Source organism: Natrinema hispanicum, assembly GCF_004217335.1.
GTDB classification, from domain to species: Archaea; Halobacteriota; Halobacteria; order Halobacteriales; family Natrialbaceae; genus Natrinema; species Natrinema hispanicum.
The window spans coordinates 808,946-825,718 of record NZ_SHMP01000003.1 but is presented as its reverse complement, the minus strand read 5'-3'; the positions used below and the strand labels follow the sequence as shown (position 1 = coordinate 825,718).

Below are 16,773 nucleotides of genomic sequence, written 5' to 3'. Positions count from 1 at the left end.
CCGACAGCGTCTCAATCGATTACGACGTCAGCAATTACTGCAGATCCTGTAGTTGGCGTTCGAGTCGACGCAACTGCCGCTGCATGTAGAGCAGGTACCCGAACAACACCACGAACACGGATCCATATCCAGCGAGGAGAAGAGTGTCCATCTTACCGCACCTCTTCTTTCTGAAGGATAATTTTATCTTCGATTTCATGGACGCGGATGCGAATCGCTAGCACGTATATATAGAGTAACGCCAGCGCGAGAAACGAAATCGCGAGGATCATTGGGTCGATATTCGCACTCACACTCGAGTTCGCGATCGTCGGCTCGTGAAACGTCGGCGACCAGAGTCGACCGGCCGTGTACGTAATCGGGACCGTGACGAACGCGACGACGCCGTACACAGCGGCGAAACGCTCGTCGCTTCCCCGTTCGGTCGAGGCGTACACGGCGAGGTAGCCAGCATAGATCAGCCAGACGATCAGAAACGTGACGAGTCGAATGTCACTCCACTCCCACCAGGAATTCCACACGACCCGCCCCCACATGCTCCCTGTCGCGAGCGTCAATGTCGCGAACAGAAAGCCGATTTCGCCGCCGCTGTGAGCGAGGCGATTCCAGAATCGGCCGTCGTACCGGAGATACAGCAGGCTCCCGATAAACGTCGTCGACAGCGCAGACGCAGTGAGAAACGCCAGCGGGATGTGCCAGTATGCGATGAGGTTGATCCCGTGTTCGATGCCGTACATGGTTCGGGAGGCGACGCTGAAGATGAGTGCAAGCGAGGTCAGACCGAACGCAAACGCGCCCCATCTTACGACCCGACTCCACATGATCCACCGAAGCAGCCGGATGAGTGATGCGAGCTGTCGCGAAAACGTACGCATACCGCAGTACTTGAAAGCACCTGACTTAGTTTTTTTCCAGTCGTTATCCGACGAGCACTGCCAAGAGCGCCTTATCGAGTTCGAACAACAGGCCAACGCCCGTCAGAACGAGCGCGTACCCGCTCACTCGGCGGACCAGCGCGGGCCGCTCGAGCGAACGGACACGGGTCGTGAGCAGCGTACTCGCCCGTTTGCCACCGTAGGCGACGGCCAGCAACGGGCCCGAGAACCCGACACCGTACGTGAACAAAAGCGTCGCGCTCCGCGTCACGTCACCGGACGTGCCGACGTACGCGAGGACGCTGCCGAGGACGGGGCCGACACAGGGGAGCCAGATGATGCCGAGAAACAGGCCCAGGACGAAGCCACTGACGAGTGGATGCCGTGTGTTCTCGACGCTCCTCGTCACCCGCGATGCCGGGCCAGTGATTCGTGACGCAGCGGTCGTGTAGGCGTCGTGAAGGTCGTCGTCAGCCATGATCGCGCCAAACGCGATGATCAGGAGTACGAAGGGGACTCTGAGCGTCTCCGGCGTCACGGAACTGAGCAGTGACGTGATGATGCCGAGCGCGGTAAACGAGACGATACTGCCTGCGACGATCACGACCGGTCGCAGTCGATGGCCGGAACTGCCCGCAAGAAGGGGCGGGATCATGGGGAGACAACAGGGCGTCAGTGCAGTCAGTGTCCCTGCAACGAACACAGCGACGAGTCCGGCCACATCGAACATGACGCGATGTTATAACACGAGCCAAAAGAACGTGCTGGATCCAATACCGATGGATCCGCGGCGACTATCGGCGACGGCTTAGCCGTCGACCGATTCGTTGCGAAGCGGCTGGTCGTAGTACTCGACGTCGTCGGGGATGTCGCTCTCGTTGAGCGATTCGGTCCCGGTCGGGATCCCGGCGATCTCGAGTTTCTTGCGCATCGGGTTCATGTCGTAGCCAAGCTCTTCCTGCGTCCGTGGGTAGTAGATACCCTCTTTCGGCGGTCCGGACGTCGGGAAGTCCTGCTCTTTCTCGACGAATGCGGGACGGTCGTGGCCGTTCATGTAGCCGGCGATGTCCTGGACGTCACTCCAGTCGCTGACCGTATGTGGCGTGCCGTACGGCATCGCCTCGCGGATGAACGAGGCCGAGGTGTACATCCGGCTCATGCCGGCACCGTCGTTGAACGCGCCCGGCCCCCACAGTGGCGGTGCACTTCCCTCGATACCCTGTCCATCATCGCCGTGACAGGACGCACAGTTCTCGAGGTAGAGTTCGGCACCGCGGACGGGGTTGACCTCTTCGATCGCCTTTTTCTCGTCACTGTCGGGCTTGTTCAGGTGTGACCAGTAGGGCTGTCCCTTCACTGGCACGCCTTCGCTCAGCCACTGCATGTACGCCTCCATCGCCTGCATTTCTCGGCTGTCGTAGGCTGGCGTCCCCTCAGTGGAGTTCTGGGAGTTCATACTCCGGTCGAAACAGCCCATCAGGCGCTGGCGCGAGTCACGCATTCGGTCGCGCCGAGACGTCCACTCCGGTAGGTCCGCGTGGGTGCCCACGAGCGGGATCATGTCGATATCCTGCCCGACCATCCCCTGTGTCATCCCATAGCGCGGGTCAGTGCCACCGTGGCAGCTGGCACAGGAGAGTTCGTTGCCGACGTGTTCCGGCATTGCCTGGGAGGTGTTTCGCATGAGTTCGCGCCCGTAGAGAACCATCTCGCGCTCCTGTTCGTTCGAGGGGAGCGTCGAGTTGTTCATCTCCTTGGGGGAGAACTGCATCTCGTCACCGGCAGTCGCGTTCCGGTACTCGAAGTTGTTCTTCGACTCGCCTTCGCGGAGGTCTTCGTCGAAGACCTTCCGATCGGGCCACTCTTTTGGGACCTCGGTCGTCTCGTTGGCTTGCCCGCCGGGTGCCGATGGCGCGGCACAGCCGGCGAGGGCGATTAATACGACAGCTCCAAGTAACGAGAGGAGCTTTCGGTTCATCGCCCGATGTCACCTCCGTGTATGATCCTCACTTGGTTTCGTCTCTGCATACTGCCAAGTACAGTAACTAATGATTAAACATTTATGGTCGGGAGAAAGTCATTCTATTGCTAGATTCAAGGCGTGACGTAATGGGAGCCGACTGAGACTACAAACTATAACAATAATGTCAATTTCGCCGAGAAAAGTGTTTACGATCATGGTTTTTGTAGCGGCGATCAGTATCGGGTACTACTCGATGAACGCAGCACCGGTACTGAGCGACGACTCCTATACGTACCATGGTGAGACGGAGTGGAGAACAGATATCGACGAGGCACGGCAGGTCGCAGCCGAAGAAGACAAGCCGATTCTCATCTACTTCTGGACGACCTGGTGTACGTACTGCGAGGACTACAACGCAAACGCGTACTCCGATCCGGCCGTCCTCGAGCAACTCGATGACTTCGTCCTCCTCGCGGTGAATCTCGAGGACAACAGTCAACAGGCGGGGCAGCTCCAACAGCGGTACGAGGCGAACTATCCGCCACAGCATGTCGCCGTCACGCCGGATGGCGAGGTACTGATCGAAATCAACGGCTACGCCGAGACGGACTCGTTTCTGAGCTATCTCGATGACGCACTCGAGGAGTGGGAGACCCAATGATAGGCGGAACGCTCTTGATCGGCGCTGCATTGCTGTCCGGTCTGACGGCGACAGTCCTTCTCATCACGAACTATCTCCGGCGTGAGAAGCGGTATCTCAACGCCGTCACGCCGCTGATCGGCGTGACTGCCGGACTGCTCAGTCTGGCGCTTGCCTATCTGACCTATCAGTTCGTCACCACCGATTACGCGAACGCCTACGTGTGGAACAACACGGCCAACTACATTTCGATCTTCTACCGGATCACCGGCGTGTACGCGGGGAATCAGGGCTCGGTCCTCCTCTGGGCGGCGCTGACGGCCATCGTCGCGTTCTGGGCGGTCGTCGTTCGTGGCCTCGAGCGCCGCGAGACGAGACTCGTCCAGGGGATCACGATGGGGGTCGTGACCTACTTCGCGGCGATGCTGGTCGTGGACAGCCCCTTCAAACCGATTTCGGCGGAGTTCCCGGAGATGGACCCGGGATTCGTCCCGATCGACGGGACGGGACTCAACCCGCTGCTCATCGATCCCTATATGGCGATCCACCCGCCGATCATGTTCGTCGCGTACGCGCTGTTGACGATGCCGTTTGCCATCGCCGTCGCGCACTTCATCTCGACGATTCGCGGTGAGGGTGGCCTCTTTGACGAGTGGATCGGCAGCGTCACGCGCTGGTTACGCATCGCGTGGCTGTTTTTGACTGCAGCGATCGTGCTTGGCTCGCTGTGGTCGTATCGGGTGCTGGGCTGGGGCGGTATCTGGGCGTGGGACCCCGTCGAGGTCGCCGTGTTGATCCCGTGGCTGTTCCTCACGGCGACGCTGCACGCGGTGATGAACTATCGCTCCCGGTCGACCTACGCGACGCTTGCCCCCGCAATGACCGGGGCGACGCTCGCACTCATCGTCTACGCCACGGCGATCGTCCGCAGCGGCGTGTTCCGGAGCGTCCACTCCTTCGCCGACGGCGGCATCGGCGCTGCACTGCTGGTGTTGCTGACGATTACGTCGATCCTCGGGATCGGACTGCCGCTTGGGTACTGGCTGCTCCGTGAGCCGGAGTCACCGTCGGAGACGTCGAGTACCTCACAGCGCTGGATCACGCACGTGAACCTGAAACACCTCGCGGTCCTGAGCATCGGCCTGCTCGGCTTCATCTCCGTCTGGGGGCTGACGTTTCCCGTGCTCAACACCTACGCGACCGGCGTCGAAGTCGCGGTCGGCGGCCAGTACTACAACCTCTGGAGCTATCCGATCGTCCTCGGCGTGTTGCTCATCCTCGGGTTCTACATGGACTACGACGTCGAGGGCCGTCGGCGCGCGCTGCTCTCGCTTGGGATCTTCTCGCTGCTGACCGTCCTCGCGGCACTGGTCGCACCCAGCGAGACGTGGACGCTATCGAACGTCGATAGCAGCGACGCACTGTTGTATCGACTCGTCGGGAACGCGAGCGCGCTCTCGATCCTCCCACCTGCGGCATACGTCTGCCTGACGGTCATCAAGCGAACGCTCGAGTTCGTTCCTGGCAACCCGAACCGGAACTTCCAGCTCAAGCAGGTGGGGATTACGATGATCCACATCGCCTTCGCGCTGCTCGTGGTGACGGTGACGTTCTCCTATCTCTTTACCGCCCAGTCGTCGCTGGTCGTCGCCGACGCAGACCGCGAAGCGACGATCGAGGGATCGGCCGTCCACGAGGTTCCCGAATCCAACTATGCAGTTCAAGTATCCGACTACCGCTCGTATCAGCGACCCGAAGAGCCGAACGTCGAAAACATGGCACTCTCGAGCGAGCAGATCGCCTCCCGCGGCCAGGAGATACACGAGACGAGACAACCGGTCTACGGCACGGCGACGCAAATAAACGCCGGGCCGAACGCGACCGTCATCCAGCTCGATAATTCGGGCGTCTGGATCGGCGTGATGAACGCGAGTCAGACCGACCTTGGTATTTCGGAAGGCGATCAGGTCGTCGGTGTCGGCACCGTCATGTGGGATTTCCTGCCGGAGCTGCCCCAATCCGACGGCGTCGTCGTCACCGAGGCGGCAAACGTCGGCCCGGTCTCGAACCCACCGGCCGCACTCGACCAGACGCGCGTCGAGGGAACTGCCGTCGGACTCACCGTGTATCAAAACGGCGAACAGATCGCCCGCGGCAACGCCGGGCAGGAACGCTACCTCCAGCAGGGCGGGATGGAAGTCCGCGATGTCCTCGTCGACCGCGGCCTGACCCACGATACGTACGTCATCGCAGCGGTCGACGACGGGACCGTATCGCTGACAGTCAAGCAGATCCCGCTGATGACCGTGATGCGGTTCAGCGTCGCCGCGTTGCTGGTGGGCATGCTCTTCGTGATCGTGTTCGACCCCGCACACGGACTCGCCCGGCTCTGGCCTCGCGTCACGCGCCAGCAGAACGTCACCGAAACCACATCAGACTAACCTATGAGAAAGACAGTCCTCGGCTTCGTCGTCCTCGTATCGCTGTTAACCGTCCCCGCGACCGCCACTGCCGCGTCGGTTTCCGGAACCGTCACCGTCGACGGCGGCTCCGCGGACGGTGAGACGGTCACGATCGCGCCGCTTGACCCAAGCAACGAACTCGTCGGCAACGAAACCGAAACGACGGTCGAGAACGGCTCGTTCAGCTACGAGTCCGTCGAGGGTGCCATCACCTACTTCATCGAACTCGAGCACGAGGGTATGACACACTACGCCCTCGTCGACGACGGTGAACAATCCGACTTTGTCCTGAACGACACGATCGACGGCGAGCTCGTCGACGAGAACGGCACGCCGATTTCGAACGCCACCGTCACCGTCACGAGCCAGTACGGACCCACCGTGACACAGACGAACGCGACTGACGGCTCGTTTACGATCGGGCCGGTCCAGCCGGATCGCGTCTACACCCTCGAGATCGAGGCGAACGGGGCCACCTACGAGCGGGCAGTCTCGACCGGCGACGATGCAGCGAACACGACCTTCGAGTTGCCGACGCCCACGACTGATCGAGATGCACTGACGCTCAGTGGCGGCCAACCGGTGAACCACCTCCTGAACATTGGGCCGACGCAAAACGGCACCGGACTGTTCGTCGTCGAGACGGTCTCCGTGAAAAACGGTGCCGATCGGCCGTTCGCCGGTGACGTCTCCGTTGCAGTGCCATCGGACGCGGAAGTCGTCACGGGAATGGTCGGCAACGAACGCACGTCGGTCAGCCAGACGAACGGCACGGCGACCGTCGAGACGATGATCGGTCCACAGGAGACGACCACCGTCAACGTGTACTATCGTCTCGAGGATCGAGCGTTCGAGAAACCGGTCGGCTACGACGTCGAGCAGCTCGCGATCCAGTTCACCGACTACGACCTGACTCAGGTCGAGGTCTCGGACAACCTCGTCGAAGCCGACGCCCCGATACCGATGGTGACGAGTACGGGGCCGCTCGAGGCGGACGACCAAATTTCGGTGAGCATCACCGAATCCAATCAATCGGTTGCCAGCGACCAGACCAACGGCAGTCCAGGGGCCAGCGAGTTCCCGCTCGGCCTGGTGAGCGCCGGCTTCGTCGCCGTCATCGCGATCGGACTGGCCGCGTATCGGTACCTGTAGGCCGGTTTGCTACCGACGGGGACCAGCGACCGATTCACAGCGATTGATTTCGGTTGACGCCGTTCCGCTGAAATAATGTCAGTATGTCGATGTTCGGGTCGAATACGCACAGGCAAAAGTGTATTAGTATTTTAAACTCATAGGATAATATATGAAGCGGATAGAGTGGATTCTTACCGCAATTCTGTTTCTGTTATCGTTTATAGCATACGAACTCCTATTGATTCTAGATGGAATTCAAGATGGTACCAGTCCCTTTGGACTGCTGTTAATACCTATTCTCCCGTTCTTGATCGGAGTCCCTGTCTATGTCGTCGTATATGGCGGATATCGTCTCGTGTCGAATATAATTGAACCGCAATAGTTTCTGCGCGGCTTATAGACAGTGTTTCGGTGGGCTGATACGAAATCCGATAGCGAGAACAGATCGAAGTTCCCCTACCGTTCGACGACGTACTCGAACAGCGCGATTCCGATCAGGAACAACACGCCGTCGTAGGCCAGCAGGAGCCGGAACCAGCGCCACAGCGGCAGTCCCTCCGAAATCGCCCGCGTGAGTTCGACGCCAGCGAGCAACACCGGAATCACGAGCGGCACGAGCAACAGCGGCAATAGGAGGTCGCTGAGTCGCGCTCGAGCCGTAATCGTCGCGATGAGCACGCCAGTCGCGGCAAAGCCAAACGCCGCGAGGGCGATGACGAGCAACAACAGCGGGGTCGTGCCCGGCAGGACGGTGAAATCGAGGAAGACGACGATACACCCGAGCGTGATGACGGCGACGGCCGCCGTGAACGCGGTGTTGCTCACGACCTTGCCGACGTAGATCGCCGAGCGGTCGACGGGAACGAGCAACAGGCTGTCGAGGCCGGCGTCGGCCTCTTCGACGGCGACGCTCTGGCTTACGCTGAACGTCCCGGCGAAGACGAACGCAACCCAGAGCGCACCGCTTGCGACGACGTCGATGTTCGCGAACGTGCGGGCGAAACTGAACGCGAAGATGATGACGACCAAGAGCGCGAAGACAGCAGCGGTGTTGAGCACCTGCTTGGAGCGCAACTCGATACGAAGGTCCTTGCGCGCGACCTCGAGGACGGTCCGCCAGTAGCTAACGGCAGTACTGTCGGTCATTGCAGATCAGAGCGGCCGACCGCCTCGAGATATTCGATTTCGAACGAGTGGCGGTCGAGGTCGGTCAGCGAGACGGTTCGTTCCAGCGTGCCGTCGACGAGTACGAGCGCGCGGTCACAGTCGTCGACGGCCCGCTCGAGGTCGTGGGTCGCGATGACGACGGTTCGATCGTCGAACCGCGTCAAGATTCGCTGGAGGTCCATCGCCGACCGCTGGTCGAGGCCGGCGTACGGCTCGTCGAGCAACAGGACCGTCGGATCGTGCAGTACTGCCCGTGCGATCGAGAGGCGCTTGGTCATGCCATGCGAGAAATCCGCGACGCGGGTCGAGGCGTGTGTTCGGAGGTTCACGTCCTCGAGGACCCGTTCGACGCGCTCCGACTCGATATTTCGCAATCGGGCGTGCAATCGCAGGTTTTCGCGGGCGGTAAGCGTCCCGTAGACCATCGGCCGATGGCTGACGACGCCGAGTTTCGCGCGCACTGCAGTCGCGTCCGGTGTCACCTCATCGCCGTCGATCCGGATACGACCATCGTCGGGTGAGGCAAGCGTCGACAGCAGTTGCATCAGGGAGGTTTTCCCCGCGCCGTTAGGGCCGAACAACCCGACGTGCTCACCGGAGTCGACGGTAAAAGAAACGTCACGAAGTGCGGTCGTCGAGCCGAGCCGTCTCGTCACGCCATCGACGCTGATCGTCCCCATGTCGTTATTCCCGTTCGGTCGGTGGCATTGCGGTACTGTTGGTACTGTTCCCGCCGCCGCTGCCTTCGTGGGCCCGGACGGAGAGTTCGGATGCGTCGAGCGACCCGTCGTCGACGGTGCCTTTCGCGACGACGATCCGGCCCTCGGCCATCGTCTCGGGCATCGCCCCGTCATAGACGACGTCGACGGACGTGTTGTTGTCCGTGACATCGAACCGGATGTCGGTGCCGTCCTGTTCGAGGTTGGCGACTTTGCCCTCGAGATTGACCCACTCGCCGTCGTAGTTGCCGTTCTCGAGCGAGGTCGGCGTGACGAACGCCGCGGAGGCGTTCATCACTGTCGTTCCGAGGACACCGAAGAGTAACACGACGCCGACGCCGGCGAAAAGTAACTTACTCCTTCGTTTCACGATCGAATATGTCCGATCGGACTATTTCAATCTTGGCGTGTATCATTGATTTCTGTTACAGTTCCAGAACCGATCAGTTCTCCAAGGGCCGATTCGGTCTCCGGCCAGCCCGACAGGAGGCGGACACGGGAGCCGGCGACCCGACCCGACCTCGGTACTCCTTTCCCGTCCGAATCCGAAGGGGCGCGCATGACCGACGACAACTCTCGAGCGCTGTACGACCGGGCACTGTCGGTGCTGCCCGGCGGCGTCAACTCCGCCGTTCGCGCGGCGATCGAACCGTATCCGTTCTTCGTCCAGAAAGGCGACGGCGGTCACGTTATCGACGCCGACGGCAACCGCTACATCGACTGGGTAATGGGGCTCGGCCCGCTGCTGTTGGGCCACGATCTGCCCGAGCCCGTTCAGGCGGGCATCCAGCAGAAAGCAAGCGAAGGGCCGATGTACGGCACGCCGACGGAGATCGAAGTCGACCTCGCGGAGTTCGTCGTCCGCCATGTCCCGAGCGTCGAGAAGCTCCGTTTCGTCAACTCGGGAACCGAAGCGACGACCTCCGCCGTGCGTCTCGCGCGGGGTTACACCGGTCGGAACAAGATCGTCGTCATGCAGGGCGGCTACCACGGCGCACAGGAGTCGACGCTGGTCGAAGGCGACGCCGACAACCCCAAACCCTCCTCCGCTGGCGTCCCACAGTCATTTGCCGACCACACGCTCCCGGTGCCGTTCAACGACGAGGACGCCGTCCGCGAGGTCTTCGAAGAACACGGCGACGACATCGCAGCCGTGATGACCGAGCCCATTCTGGGCAACTACGGTATCGTCTACCCCGAAGACGGCTACCACGAGTTCCTTCGCGAGATCACCGCCGAGCACGGCTCGCTGCTGATTTTCGACGAAGTGATCACGGGCTTTCGCGTCGGTGGTCTCGGCTGTGCCCAAAGCGAATTCGACATTACGCCCGACCTCACGACGTTCGGCAAGATCATCGGCGGGGGCTTCCCCGTCGGCGCGATCGGCGGCCGCGCCGAGATCATCGAGGGCTTCGCACCGACCGGCGACGTCTTCCAGGCCGGCACCTTCTCGGGCCACCCCGTCACGATGGCCGCCGGCCTCGAGACGCTGCGTTTTGCCGCGGAAAACGACGTCTACGGCCACGTCAACGGGCTCGGCGAGCGACTGCGCAGCGGCCTGACCGACATTGTCGCCGATCAGGCACCCAGCTACACTGTCACCGGGACCGACAGCATGTTCAAAGTGATCTTTACCCGTGACGGGCCGGGACCAGAGGCGCTCGAGGAACAATGCAAAACGGGCTGCCAGCAGAACCCGACCTGTCCACGGTATGACTACTGTCCGAAAAACGCCGGCGACGTGAAAAACGCCGAGACCGAGCGCTGGCGGCGCATCTTCTGGGGTCAGATGAAAGACCAGAACGTCTTCCTCTCACAGAACCAGTTCGAGTGTCAGTTCGTCAGCTACGGCCACACCGAGGAAGACGTCGAGCGGACGCTCGAGGCCTACAAGGAAGCGCTATAATCGCTCCGATCAGTCGGCTGCCGTCACGATATCGTCCTGATAGCCCGCGACTGCCTCGAGAACGGCCTGCCGATCGTCCTCGTCGACATCGAACACGGCGAGTGCATCCCCGAGATGGGTCGCGATCGCCTCGAACTCCGAGGGAGTGATACCCAGATGGTCGTGGGCCGTTTTCATATCGTCGCCCGAGTACTCGATCGGTCCGCCAGCGACCGAACTGATGAACTGCGTCTGGTGGGCACGCTGTTGCTGCATATCGACGTCTTCGAAATAGTATGCGACCTGTTCATCCGCAACGACGCGGTCGTAGAATTCGTCGACGACGGCTGCAATCGCGTCTTCACCACCGAGTCGTTCGTAGAGTGTCTCGCTCATCGGACGTATCCAATCACCAGTCCATGATAAAACAATGGACGAATATATTCGCAAACCCGCTATACGGAGGGCTATCAGGCTGTGTGAACGTGATCGCATCTCACCTGCGATCGGTGTCCGATTAATACGGTCTGCTGTGACGATGTGACAGCACACCCCACATGACGGGTCGCGGGTGTGCCGGAACTGACTGGAAGGAGTCCGTATGGGGCCCCACACGGGTCGCCGGCCCCTCGTCGGACAAGCGTGCGCTTTTCATACCCGAGGCACCCACTGACGCCTATGAGAACGCGCGGGACGCTACGACTGGCGACGCGGGGATCTACGCTCGCCCGGCGACAGGCCTCGCTGGTAAAAGAGGCACTTGAGGACCGCCGGTACGAGGTGGAACTCGTCACCGTCGAGACGACGGGAGACCAGATCACAGACGAGTTGATCCACCGCCTCGGGAAGACGGGTGCGTTCGTCCGCGAACTGGACGAGCGCGTCCTCGAGGGCGACCTCGACGGGGCGATCCACTCGATGAAGGACATGCCGACCGAACAGCCCGAAGAGCTCGTGACCGCCGCGGTGCCCGAGCGCGGGCGACCGGGGGACATCCTCGTGACGCCCGATGGGTCGACGCTCGAGGAGTTGCCAGACGGCGCGACTGTTGGCACCTCGAGTCTCCGCCGACGCGCCGAGTTGCTATCCGAGCGGCCGGATCTCAACGTCGAGCCGCTGCGCGGGAACATCGATACGCGACTCGAGAAGTTGCTCGCGCCAGCGCTACAGGACGAACACCAGCAGCGCTCGGAGGCGGACAAAGAACGCAAAGGGAATACTGGCAACGAGGACTTCGAGGCCGAGTACGACCGGACCGTCGACGAGTGGTTCGACGAACTCTCCGAACTCGAGCGTCAGGCGCTTGGCCGCGAGGTCGAGACCGAGTACGACGCGATCGTCCTCGCACACGCCGGCCTCGAGCGGAGCCGACTCGACCACTACGTCGACTATCAGGAGCTGCCGCGATCGACGTTCGTTCCCGCACCGGGACAGGGCGCGCTCGCGGTGACTGCCCGGGACGGCGAAACCGCCCGCGAAATGCAGCAGCTTATCGACCATCCGCGGAGCCGTGTCGAGACGACCGTCGAACGGACGATTCTGGCCGAACTCGGCGGCGGCTGTATCGCGCCGGTCGGCATCTACGCGGTCGTTCAGGGCGAGTACGTCCACACGACCGTCAGCGTCTTCGACGGCGACGGCGAGGAGTCGGTGACTGGAAGCCGAGATCTGCCGATCGAGAGCCACGCCGAGGCCGCCCGCGAGTTCGCACAAGATCTGGCGGATCGCGGTGCCGCCGACCTGATCGATGCAGCTCGTGAGGACGACGTCTCCGAAGAAGATACACCCGCGGGGAAATAGCGAGGACATATCGAATGGCAGACTCCGACATCGACGCGGAACCCGGCACTGTCTACCTCGTCGGCAGCGGTCCCGGCGACCCCGAGTTGTTGACCGTCAAGGCGAAACGGCTGCTCGAGGCCGCCGACGTGGTCCTCCACGACAAGCTTCCCGGCCCGGAGATCATCGATCAACTCCCCGAAGCGCGCCGCGAAGACGTCGGCAAGCGCGCCGGCGGCGAGCGCACGCCCCAGTCGGAGATCAACGAGCGACTGGTCGAACTCGCCAGCGAGGGCAAGTCCGTCGTCCGGCTCAAGGGCGGCGATTCGTTCGTCTTCGGCCGCGGCGGCGAGGAAGCGGAGTATCTCGCGGCCCACGAAATCCCCTTCGAGGTCGTCCCTGCAGTCACCTCGGCGATCGCCGCGCCCGCCGTTGCCGGTATCCCGGTCACCCATCGGGATCACGCCTCGTCGGTCTCCTTTGTCACGGGCCACGAGGACCCGACCAAGGAGGAATCCGCTGTCGACTGGGAAGCCTTGGCCGCTACCGGCGGCACCATCGTCGTCCTGATGGGCGTCGGCCGTCTTCCCGACTACACGACCGCCCTGCGCGAGGCCGGGATGGCACCCGAGACGCCGGTCGCACTGATCGAGCGGGGGACCTGGCCCGGCCAGCAGGTCGCGACGGGAACGCTCGAGACCATCGTCGACGTGCGCGACGAGGAAGGCATTTCACCGCCCGCAGTGACAGTGATCGGCGACGTCGCGGGCACGCGCGAGTCGATCGTCGACTTCCTGCAAACCGACTACGGTGCGGCCGGAGGTGAGTGACCAATGAGCAAGACACCCACCGTGGCCGTCTTCCGGCCCGACGACGACCGGCTCGAGCAGGCCGTCGCGTTCCTCGAGGACCGCGGCGTCGAGCCGATCCCCGATCCGATGCTGGCCGTCGAGGCGACCGACGCCGTCCCCCGAACGGACGCTGACTACGTCATCTTCACGAGCAAGACCGGTGCGGAACTCATCTCAGAGGCGGGCTGGGAACCGAGCGATGAAATCGTGTGTGCGATCGGTCCCGCGACGGCCGACGCACTGCGCGACGAAGGCTTCGCGGTCGACCACGTCCCCGAGGAATACACCTCGAGTGGTCTCGTTGCATCTCTTGCAGACGATGTCGACGGCGCGCGCATCGAAGTCGCCCGCAGCGATCACGGTAGTCCGGTGTTGCTCGAAGGCCTCGAGGAAGCCGGTGCGTACATCCACGAGACGATTCTCTACCGCCTGGTTCGCCCCGCAGACAGCGGCGAATCGACCGCGCTGGCTGCCGAGGGCGGGCTCGACGCCGCCTGCTTTACCTCGTCGCTGACTGTCGAGCACTTCCTCGAAGCCGCAACTGAACGTGGAATCCGCGAGGACGCAATTGCAGGCCTCGAGAACGCTGTCGTCGGCGTCATCGGCGAGCCGACCCGCGAGACGGCTGCGGATCACGGCATCGACGTCGATCTCGTCGCAAGCGAGGCCACGTTCGAACGGTTGGCCACGGAAACCGTCGACGCAGCGACCGACAAGGACTGATCGAACCCACCGCCGTGAGTCGAATCCGCAAACGGGACGCGGTGAGCCAGTGATCCGCGGGTTTATGAGCGAAGCCGACTCACATTTCCCCGATGGCAGGGCCGGTTCCCGAACTCGAGGATCGCGCGCGCAAATGCGCCGAACGGCTGTGTGCGGCCGATCGCGTGTTGCTCGCCTCGCATATCGACGCCGACGGACTCACGAGCGCCGCGATCGCCGCCCAGGCGCTCAAGCGGGCGGCGATCCCCTTCGAGACGGTGTTCAAGAAGCAACTCGACGAGGACGCGATTGCCGCGATCGCGGCGACCGACTACGACACCGTCCTGTTTACCGACTTCGGGAGCGGCCAGCTCGACGTGATCGGCGAGTACGAGGACGCCGGCGATTTCACGCCGATCATCGCAGATCACCACCAACCCGCCGACCGGGACACCGAGTACCACCTCAACCCGCTGCTGGTCGGCATCAACGGAGCCTCGGAGCTGTCGGGAGCCGGCGCGAGTTACGTCCTCGCGCGGGCGCTCGCGAACGTCTCCGACAGTTCACCAGCCGCCGCAACTGATGGCGGAACTGTCGCCGGCCCAGCAGGAACGACGGCTCGTGCCGACAACCGCGACCTCGCCGCGCTCGCCGTCGTCGGTGCCGTTGGCGACATGCAGGCCGCCGGCGGCGAACTCCACGGCGCGAACGAGGCGATCGTTGCAGAGGGTGTCGACGCCGGCGTCCTCGAGACGGGCAAAGACCTCGCCCTCTATGGGAAACAGACCCGCCCGCTCCCCAAACTCCTCGAGTACGCCACCGACGTCCACATTCCGGGCGTCTCGAACGACACAAACGGCGCGTTGCGCTTTCTCGACGGGCTCGATCTCGAGTTGAAACGCGACGGCGAGTGGCGACGATGGGCTGACCTCTCAGGTGAGGAGAAACAGACCGTCGCCAGCGCACTGGTCCGGAAAGCCGTCTCGAGCGGCGTCCCCGCGGCGAAGATCGACGAGCTCGTCGGCACGGCCTACGTCCTGAGCGAGGAACCCGTCGGTACCGAACTCCGGGACGCAAGCGAGTTCTCGACGCTGCTCAACGCGACCGCTCGCTACGAGCGTGCCGACGTGGGACTGGGTGTCTGTCTGGGGAACCGTGACGGCGCACTCGAGCGCGCCCGGCAACTCCTCCGCGAACACCGGCGCAATCTCTCGAACGGGATCGATCTCGTGACCCGTGAGGGGACGACCGAAGAAGCCCACATCCAGTGGTTCGACGCGGGCGACGAGATCCGCGAGACTATCGTCGGGATCGTCGCCGGGATGGCGATGGGCAACGAGGGAATCAGCCGCTCGAAGCCGATCATCGCCTTCGCGGCGAAAAACGACGACGAACTGAAAGTCTCCGCACGCGGCACCCACTCGCTCGTCCGCCAAGGACTCGATCTCTCGGTCGTGATGGGCGAGGCCTCGAGAGCGGTCGGCGGTGATGGCGGCGGTCACGATGTCGCGGCGGGGGCGACGATCCCCCGTGAACAAAAGGGGGCGTTCGTCAAACACGCTGACGAACTCGTCGGCGAGCAACTGGCCTAGCGGTCCATCGAGGCCGGCACCGTCGGTAGCAATGGCGCGCGCGAGGTAAACACGTACGCCGACTTACGCACCGCGCCCTTCCCGTACTGGACGGCACTTTTGCGAATCGGCGTCCGCTTGCCGTGGATCTGCGTTCGGCCCTCGAGAATCGCCGCGATGAGATCGTCGCCGTCGATGTCGGCTTTCGTCGGGGTCGCCGTGTCGGGCGTGACGCGGACTTCGGTGTAGGATTTGCCCACGTTAGGGAGGTAGTGGGCGTCGCTGGCTCCGATCTGGGGATAGTCCCGTCGACTCGCAAAGAGGCGCGCGCGCCGATTCCGGTATCCCGTAAAGACCATCGAGTTGTAGGTCTCGATCGCATCGGCATCAGCAATATGGCGTTTCCGAACGCCGTGGCGGCTGCGCTGGAATGGATGGGGGACGATCGCGACGCCACCCAGTTCGCGGACGGTCTGAACAGTGTCCATGAACGCCTGGCCGGGCTCCGGTCGGTTCTCGACGCCGATCGCCAGCAGGTGGCCGTGTTTGGTCGAGACCTCGACGCCGGGAATCCCGATAAGCCCATACTCCGGCGCGAGGGCGGCGGCACGCAGCGACTCGTCGATCTCGTCGTGGTCAGTGATGACCACCCCGTCGAGACCGATGTCAGCGGCGTGCTCAAGGATGAGTTCGACCGGCTCGTGGCCGTCGTATGAGTCCTCGGAATGGACGTGAAAGTCGATCGCAAACGGGATCTGCGTAGTCATGGGGGCCAACTGTCAGTGAACGACAGACGTCGCTACCGCCAATAACTTGTTATCCGATATAAACACTGCGCTGCCACCGACATCCGGTGGGCAGACGCATTCAATATATCACTATCCAGTTTATATCTGCCGACAGCGAGCGTGGCTCGAAGCGGCTGAAATCGACCACAACAGCCGTGAATGAGTAACCACGTGCCGATCCGACAATCGCTTTCGGACACCAACGTGGAGCTCAGCCACTATTAGGTCTGCCTAAAA

General features: G+C 62.5%; 17 protein-coding genes. 8 read left to right on the top strand and 9 right to left on the bottom strand.

Going from position 1 to position 16,773, the window contains the following annotated elements; all coding sequences use genetic code 11:
• Nucleotides 1-34: 34 nt before the first annotated feature.
• The 4 genes from BDK88_RS04845 to BDK88_RS04830 form a co-directional block, all read right to left on the bottom strand.
• Nucleotides 35-151: a CcmD family protein gene (locus BDK88_RS04845; protein ID WP_165396908.1), complete on the bottom strand. Its 117-nt coding sequence runs from the start codon at nucleotides 149-151 to the stop codon at nucleotides 35-37.
• Between the two features lies 1 nt (nucleotide 152).
• Nucleotides 153-875 carry a cytochrome c biogenesis protein gene (locus tag BDK88_RS04840; protein ID WP_175542198.1) on the bottom strand — a complete coding sequence of 241 codons (723 nt, stop codon included), beginning with the start codon at nucleotides 873-875 and terminating at the stop codon, nucleotides 153-155.
• Nucleotides 876-918: 43 nt separating this feature from the next.
• Nucleotides 919-1,605 carry a cytochrome c biogenesis CcdA family protein gene (locus BDK88_RS04835; RefSeq protein WP_130499404.1) on the bottom strand — a complete coding sequence of 229 codons (687 nt, stop codon included), beginning with the start codon at nucleotides 1,603-1,605 and terminating at the stop codon, nucleotides 919-921.
• Between the two features lie 78 nt (nucleotides 1,606-1,683).
• Nucleotides 1,684-2,853: a c-type cytochrome gene (locus BDK88_RS04830; protein WP_130499403.1), complete on the bottom strand. Its 1,170-nt coding sequence runs from the start codon at nucleotides 2,851-2,853 to the stop codon at nucleotides 1,684-1,686.
• Between the two features lie 199 nt (nucleotides 2,854-3,052).
• Between BDK88_RS04830 and BDK88_RS04825 the strand changes: the two genes are divergently transcribed.
• From BDK88_RS04825 to BDK88_RS04815, 3 genes are read left to right on the top strand one after another with little or no spacing between them, the layout of a single operon-like run.
• The gene (locus tag BDK88_RS04825) at nucleotides 3,053-3,499 is read left to right on the top strand and encodes a thioredoxin family protein (protein ID WP_207225252.1); all 447 of its coding nucleotides are present in this window, start codon (nucleotides 3,053-3,055) and stop codon (nucleotides 3,497-3,499) included.
• A complete protein-coding gene (gene ccsA, locus BDK88_RS04820) occupies nucleotides 3,496-5,919 on the top strand; it encodes a cytochrome c biogenesis protein CcsA (RefSeq protein WP_130499402.1) in 2,424 nt (807 codons plus the stop codon). Before BDK88_RS04825 ends, ccsA begins: the two co-directional genes overlap by 4 nt.
• 3 nt (nucleotides 5,920-5,922) lie before the next feature.
• Nucleotides 5,923-7,092: a carboxypeptidase-like regulatory domain-containing protein gene (locus BDK88_RS04815; RefSeq protein ID WP_130499401.1), complete on the top strand. Its 1,170-nt coding sequence runs from the start codon at nucleotides 5,923-5,925 to the stop codon at nucleotides 7,090-7,092.
• Nucleotides 7,093-7,530: 438 nt separating this feature from the next.
• On the opposite strand, the gene BDK88_RS04810 is transcribed toward BDK88_RS04815, so the two are convergent.
• Genes BDK88_RS04810 through BDK88_RS04800 form a run of 3 tightly spaced genes read right to left on the bottom strand, consistent with a single transcriptional unit; the run spans nucleotide 7,531 to nucleotide 9,330 of the window.
• On the bottom strand, nucleotides 7,531-8,220 hold the full coding sequence (locus BDK88_RS04810) for a heme exporter protein CcmB (protein ID WP_130499400.1): 690 nt from the start codon (nucleotides 8,218-8,220) through the stop codon (nucleotides 7,531-7,533).
• Nucleotides 8,217-8,921 carry an ABC transporter ATP-binding protein gene (locus BDK88_RS04805; protein ID WP_130499399.1) on the bottom strand — a complete coding sequence of 235 codons (705 nt, stop codon included), beginning with the start codon at nucleotides 8,919-8,921 and terminating at the stop codon, nucleotides 8,217-8,219. Before BDK88_RS04805 ends, BDK88_RS04810 begins: the two co-directional genes overlap by 4 nt.
• Nucleotides 8,922-8,925: 4 nt before the next feature.
• Nucleotides 8,926-9,330 carry a cytochrome c maturation protein CcmE domain-containing protein gene (locus BDK88_RS04800; protein WP_130499398.1) on the bottom strand — a complete coding sequence of 135 codons (405 nt, stop codon included), beginning with the start codon at nucleotides 9,328-9,330 and terminating at the stop codon, nucleotides 8,926-8,928.
• Between the two features lie 189 nt (nucleotides 9,331-9,519).
• On the opposite strand from BDK88_RS04800, the gene hemL reads away from it, so the two are divergent.
• Entirely contained in the window at nucleotides 9,520-10,866 is a 1,347-nt protein-coding gene (gene hemL / locus BDK88_RS04795; RefSeq protein ID WP_130499397.1) for a glutamate-1-semialdehyde 2,1-aminomutase, read from the top strand.
• 9 nt (nucleotides 10,867-10,875) lie between these two features.
• On the opposite strand, the gene BDK88_RS04790 is transcribed toward hemL, so the two are convergent.
• Nucleotides 10,876-11,241 (bottom strand): group I truncated hemoglobin, encoded by a 366-nt coding sequence (locus tag BDK88_RS04790; protein ID WP_130499396.1) that lies wholly within the window; start codon nucleotides 11,239-11,241, stop codon nucleotides 10,876-10,878.
• Between the two features lie 282 nt (nucleotides 11,242-11,523).
• Here BDK88_RS04790 and hemC point away from each other — a divergent pair, with 282 nt between their 5' ends.
• The 4 genes from hemC to BDK88_RS04770 all read left to right on the top strand — a co-directional run bounded on the left by hemC (nucleotide 11,524) and on the right by BDK88_RS04770 (nucleotide 15,769).
• Nucleotides 11,524-12,645, top strand: coding sequence for a hydroxymethylbilane synthase (gene hemC / locus BDK88_RS04785; RefSeq protein ID WP_130499395.1), 1,122 nt, complete (start codon nucleotides 11,524-11,526; stop codon nucleotides 12,643-12,645).
• Nucleotides 12,646-12,659: 14 nt separating this feature from the next.
• Nucleotides 12,660-13,454, top strand: coding sequence for a uroporphyrinogen-III C-methyltransferase (gene cobA, locus BDK88_RS04780; protein ID WP_130499394.1), 795 nt, complete (start codon nucleotides 12,660-12,662; stop codon nucleotides 13,452-13,454).
• Between the two features lie 3 nt (nucleotides 13,455-13,457).
• Complete coding sequence (locus tag BDK88_RS04775; RefSeq protein ID WP_130499393.1) at nucleotides 13,458-14,198, top strand: uroporphyrinogen-III synthase; 741 nt, start codon at nucleotides 13,458-13,460, stop codon at nucleotides 14,196-14,198.
• Between the two features lie 92 nt (nucleotides 14,199-14,290).
• Nucleotides 14,291-15,769, top strand: a complete 1,479-nt coding sequence (locus BDK88_RS04770; protein WP_130499392.1) for a single-stranded-DNA-specific exonuclease RecJ — start codon at nucleotides 14,291-14,293, stop codon at nucleotides 15,767-15,769.
• On the opposite strand, the gene BDK88_RS04765 is transcribed toward BDK88_RS04770, so the two are convergent.
• Entirely contained in the window at nucleotides 15,766-16,515 is a 750-nt protein-coding gene (locus tag BDK88_RS04765; RefSeq protein WP_130499391.1) for a PHP-associated domain-containing protein, read from the bottom strand. The two genes, BDK88_RS04770 and BDK88_RS04765, sit on opposite strands and share 4 nt — an antisense overlap.
• Between the last annotated feature and the right edge of the window lie 258 nt (nucleotides 16,516-16,773).

Bases quoted from the DNA above. Each gene is read 5' to 3' on its own strand.
- BDK88_RS04845 (WP_165396908.1), bottom strand. From the start codon at position 151: ATGGACACTCTTCTCCTCGCTGGATATGGATCCGTGTTCGTGGTGTTG.
- BDK88_RS04840 (WP_175542198.1), bottom strand. From the start codon at position 875: ATGCGTACGTTTTCGCGACAGCTCGCATCACTCATCCGGCTGCTTCGG.
- BDK88_RS04835 (WP_130499404.1), bottom strand. From the start codon at position 1,605: ATGTTCGATGTGGCCGGACTCGTCGCTGTGTTCGTTGCAGGGACACTG.
- BDK88_RS04830 (WP_130499403.1), bottom strand. From the start codon at position 2,853: ATGAACCGAAAGCTCCTCTCGTTACTTGGAGCTGTCGTATTAATCGCC.
- BDK88_RS04825 (WP_207225252.1), top strand. From the start codon at position 3,053: ATGGTTTTTGTAGCGGCGATCAGTATCGGGTACTACTCGATGAACGCA.
- ccsA (WP_130499402.1), top strand. From the start codon at position 3,496: ATGATAGGCGGAACGCTCTTGATCGGCGCTGCATTGCTGTCCGGTCTG.
- BDK88_RS04815 (WP_130499401.1), top strand. From the start codon at position 5,923: ATGAGAAAGACAGTCCTCGGCTTCGTCGTCCTCGTATCGCTGTTAACC.
- BDK88_RS04810 (WP_130499400.1), bottom strand. From the start codon at position 8,220: ATGACCGACAGTACTGCCGTTAGCTACTGGCGGACCGTCCTCGAGGTC.
- BDK88_RS04805 (WP_130499399.1), bottom strand. From the start codon at position 8,921: ATGGGGACGATCAGCGTCGATGGCGTGACGAGACGGCTCGGCTCGACG.
- hemL (WP_130499397.1), top strand. From the start codon at position 9,520: ATGACCGACGACAACTCTCGAGCGCTGTACGACCGGGCACTGTCGGTG.
- BDK88_RS04790 (WP_130499396.1), bottom strand. From the start codon at position 11,241: ATGAGCGAGACACTCTACGAACGACTCGGTGGTGAAGACGCGATTGCA.
- hemC (WP_130499395.1), top strand. From the start codon at position 11,524: ATGAGAACGCGCGGGACGCTACGACTGGCGACGCGGGGATCTACGCTC.
- cobA (WP_130499394.1), top strand. From the start codon at position 12,660: ATGGCAGACTCCGACATCGACGCGGAACCCGGCACTGTCTACCTCGTC.
- BDK88_RS04775 (WP_130499393.1), top strand. From the start codon at position 13,458: ATGAGCAAGACACCCACCGTGGCCGTCTTCCGGCCCGACGACGACCGG.
- BDK88_RS04770 (WP_130499392.1), top strand. From the start codon at position 14,291: ATGGCAGGGCCGGTTCCCGAACTCGAGGATCGCGCGCGCAAATGCGCC.
- BDK88_RS04765 (WP_130499391.1), bottom strand. From the start codon at position 16,515: ATGACTACGCAGATCCCGTTTGCGATCGACTTTCACGTCCATTCCGAG.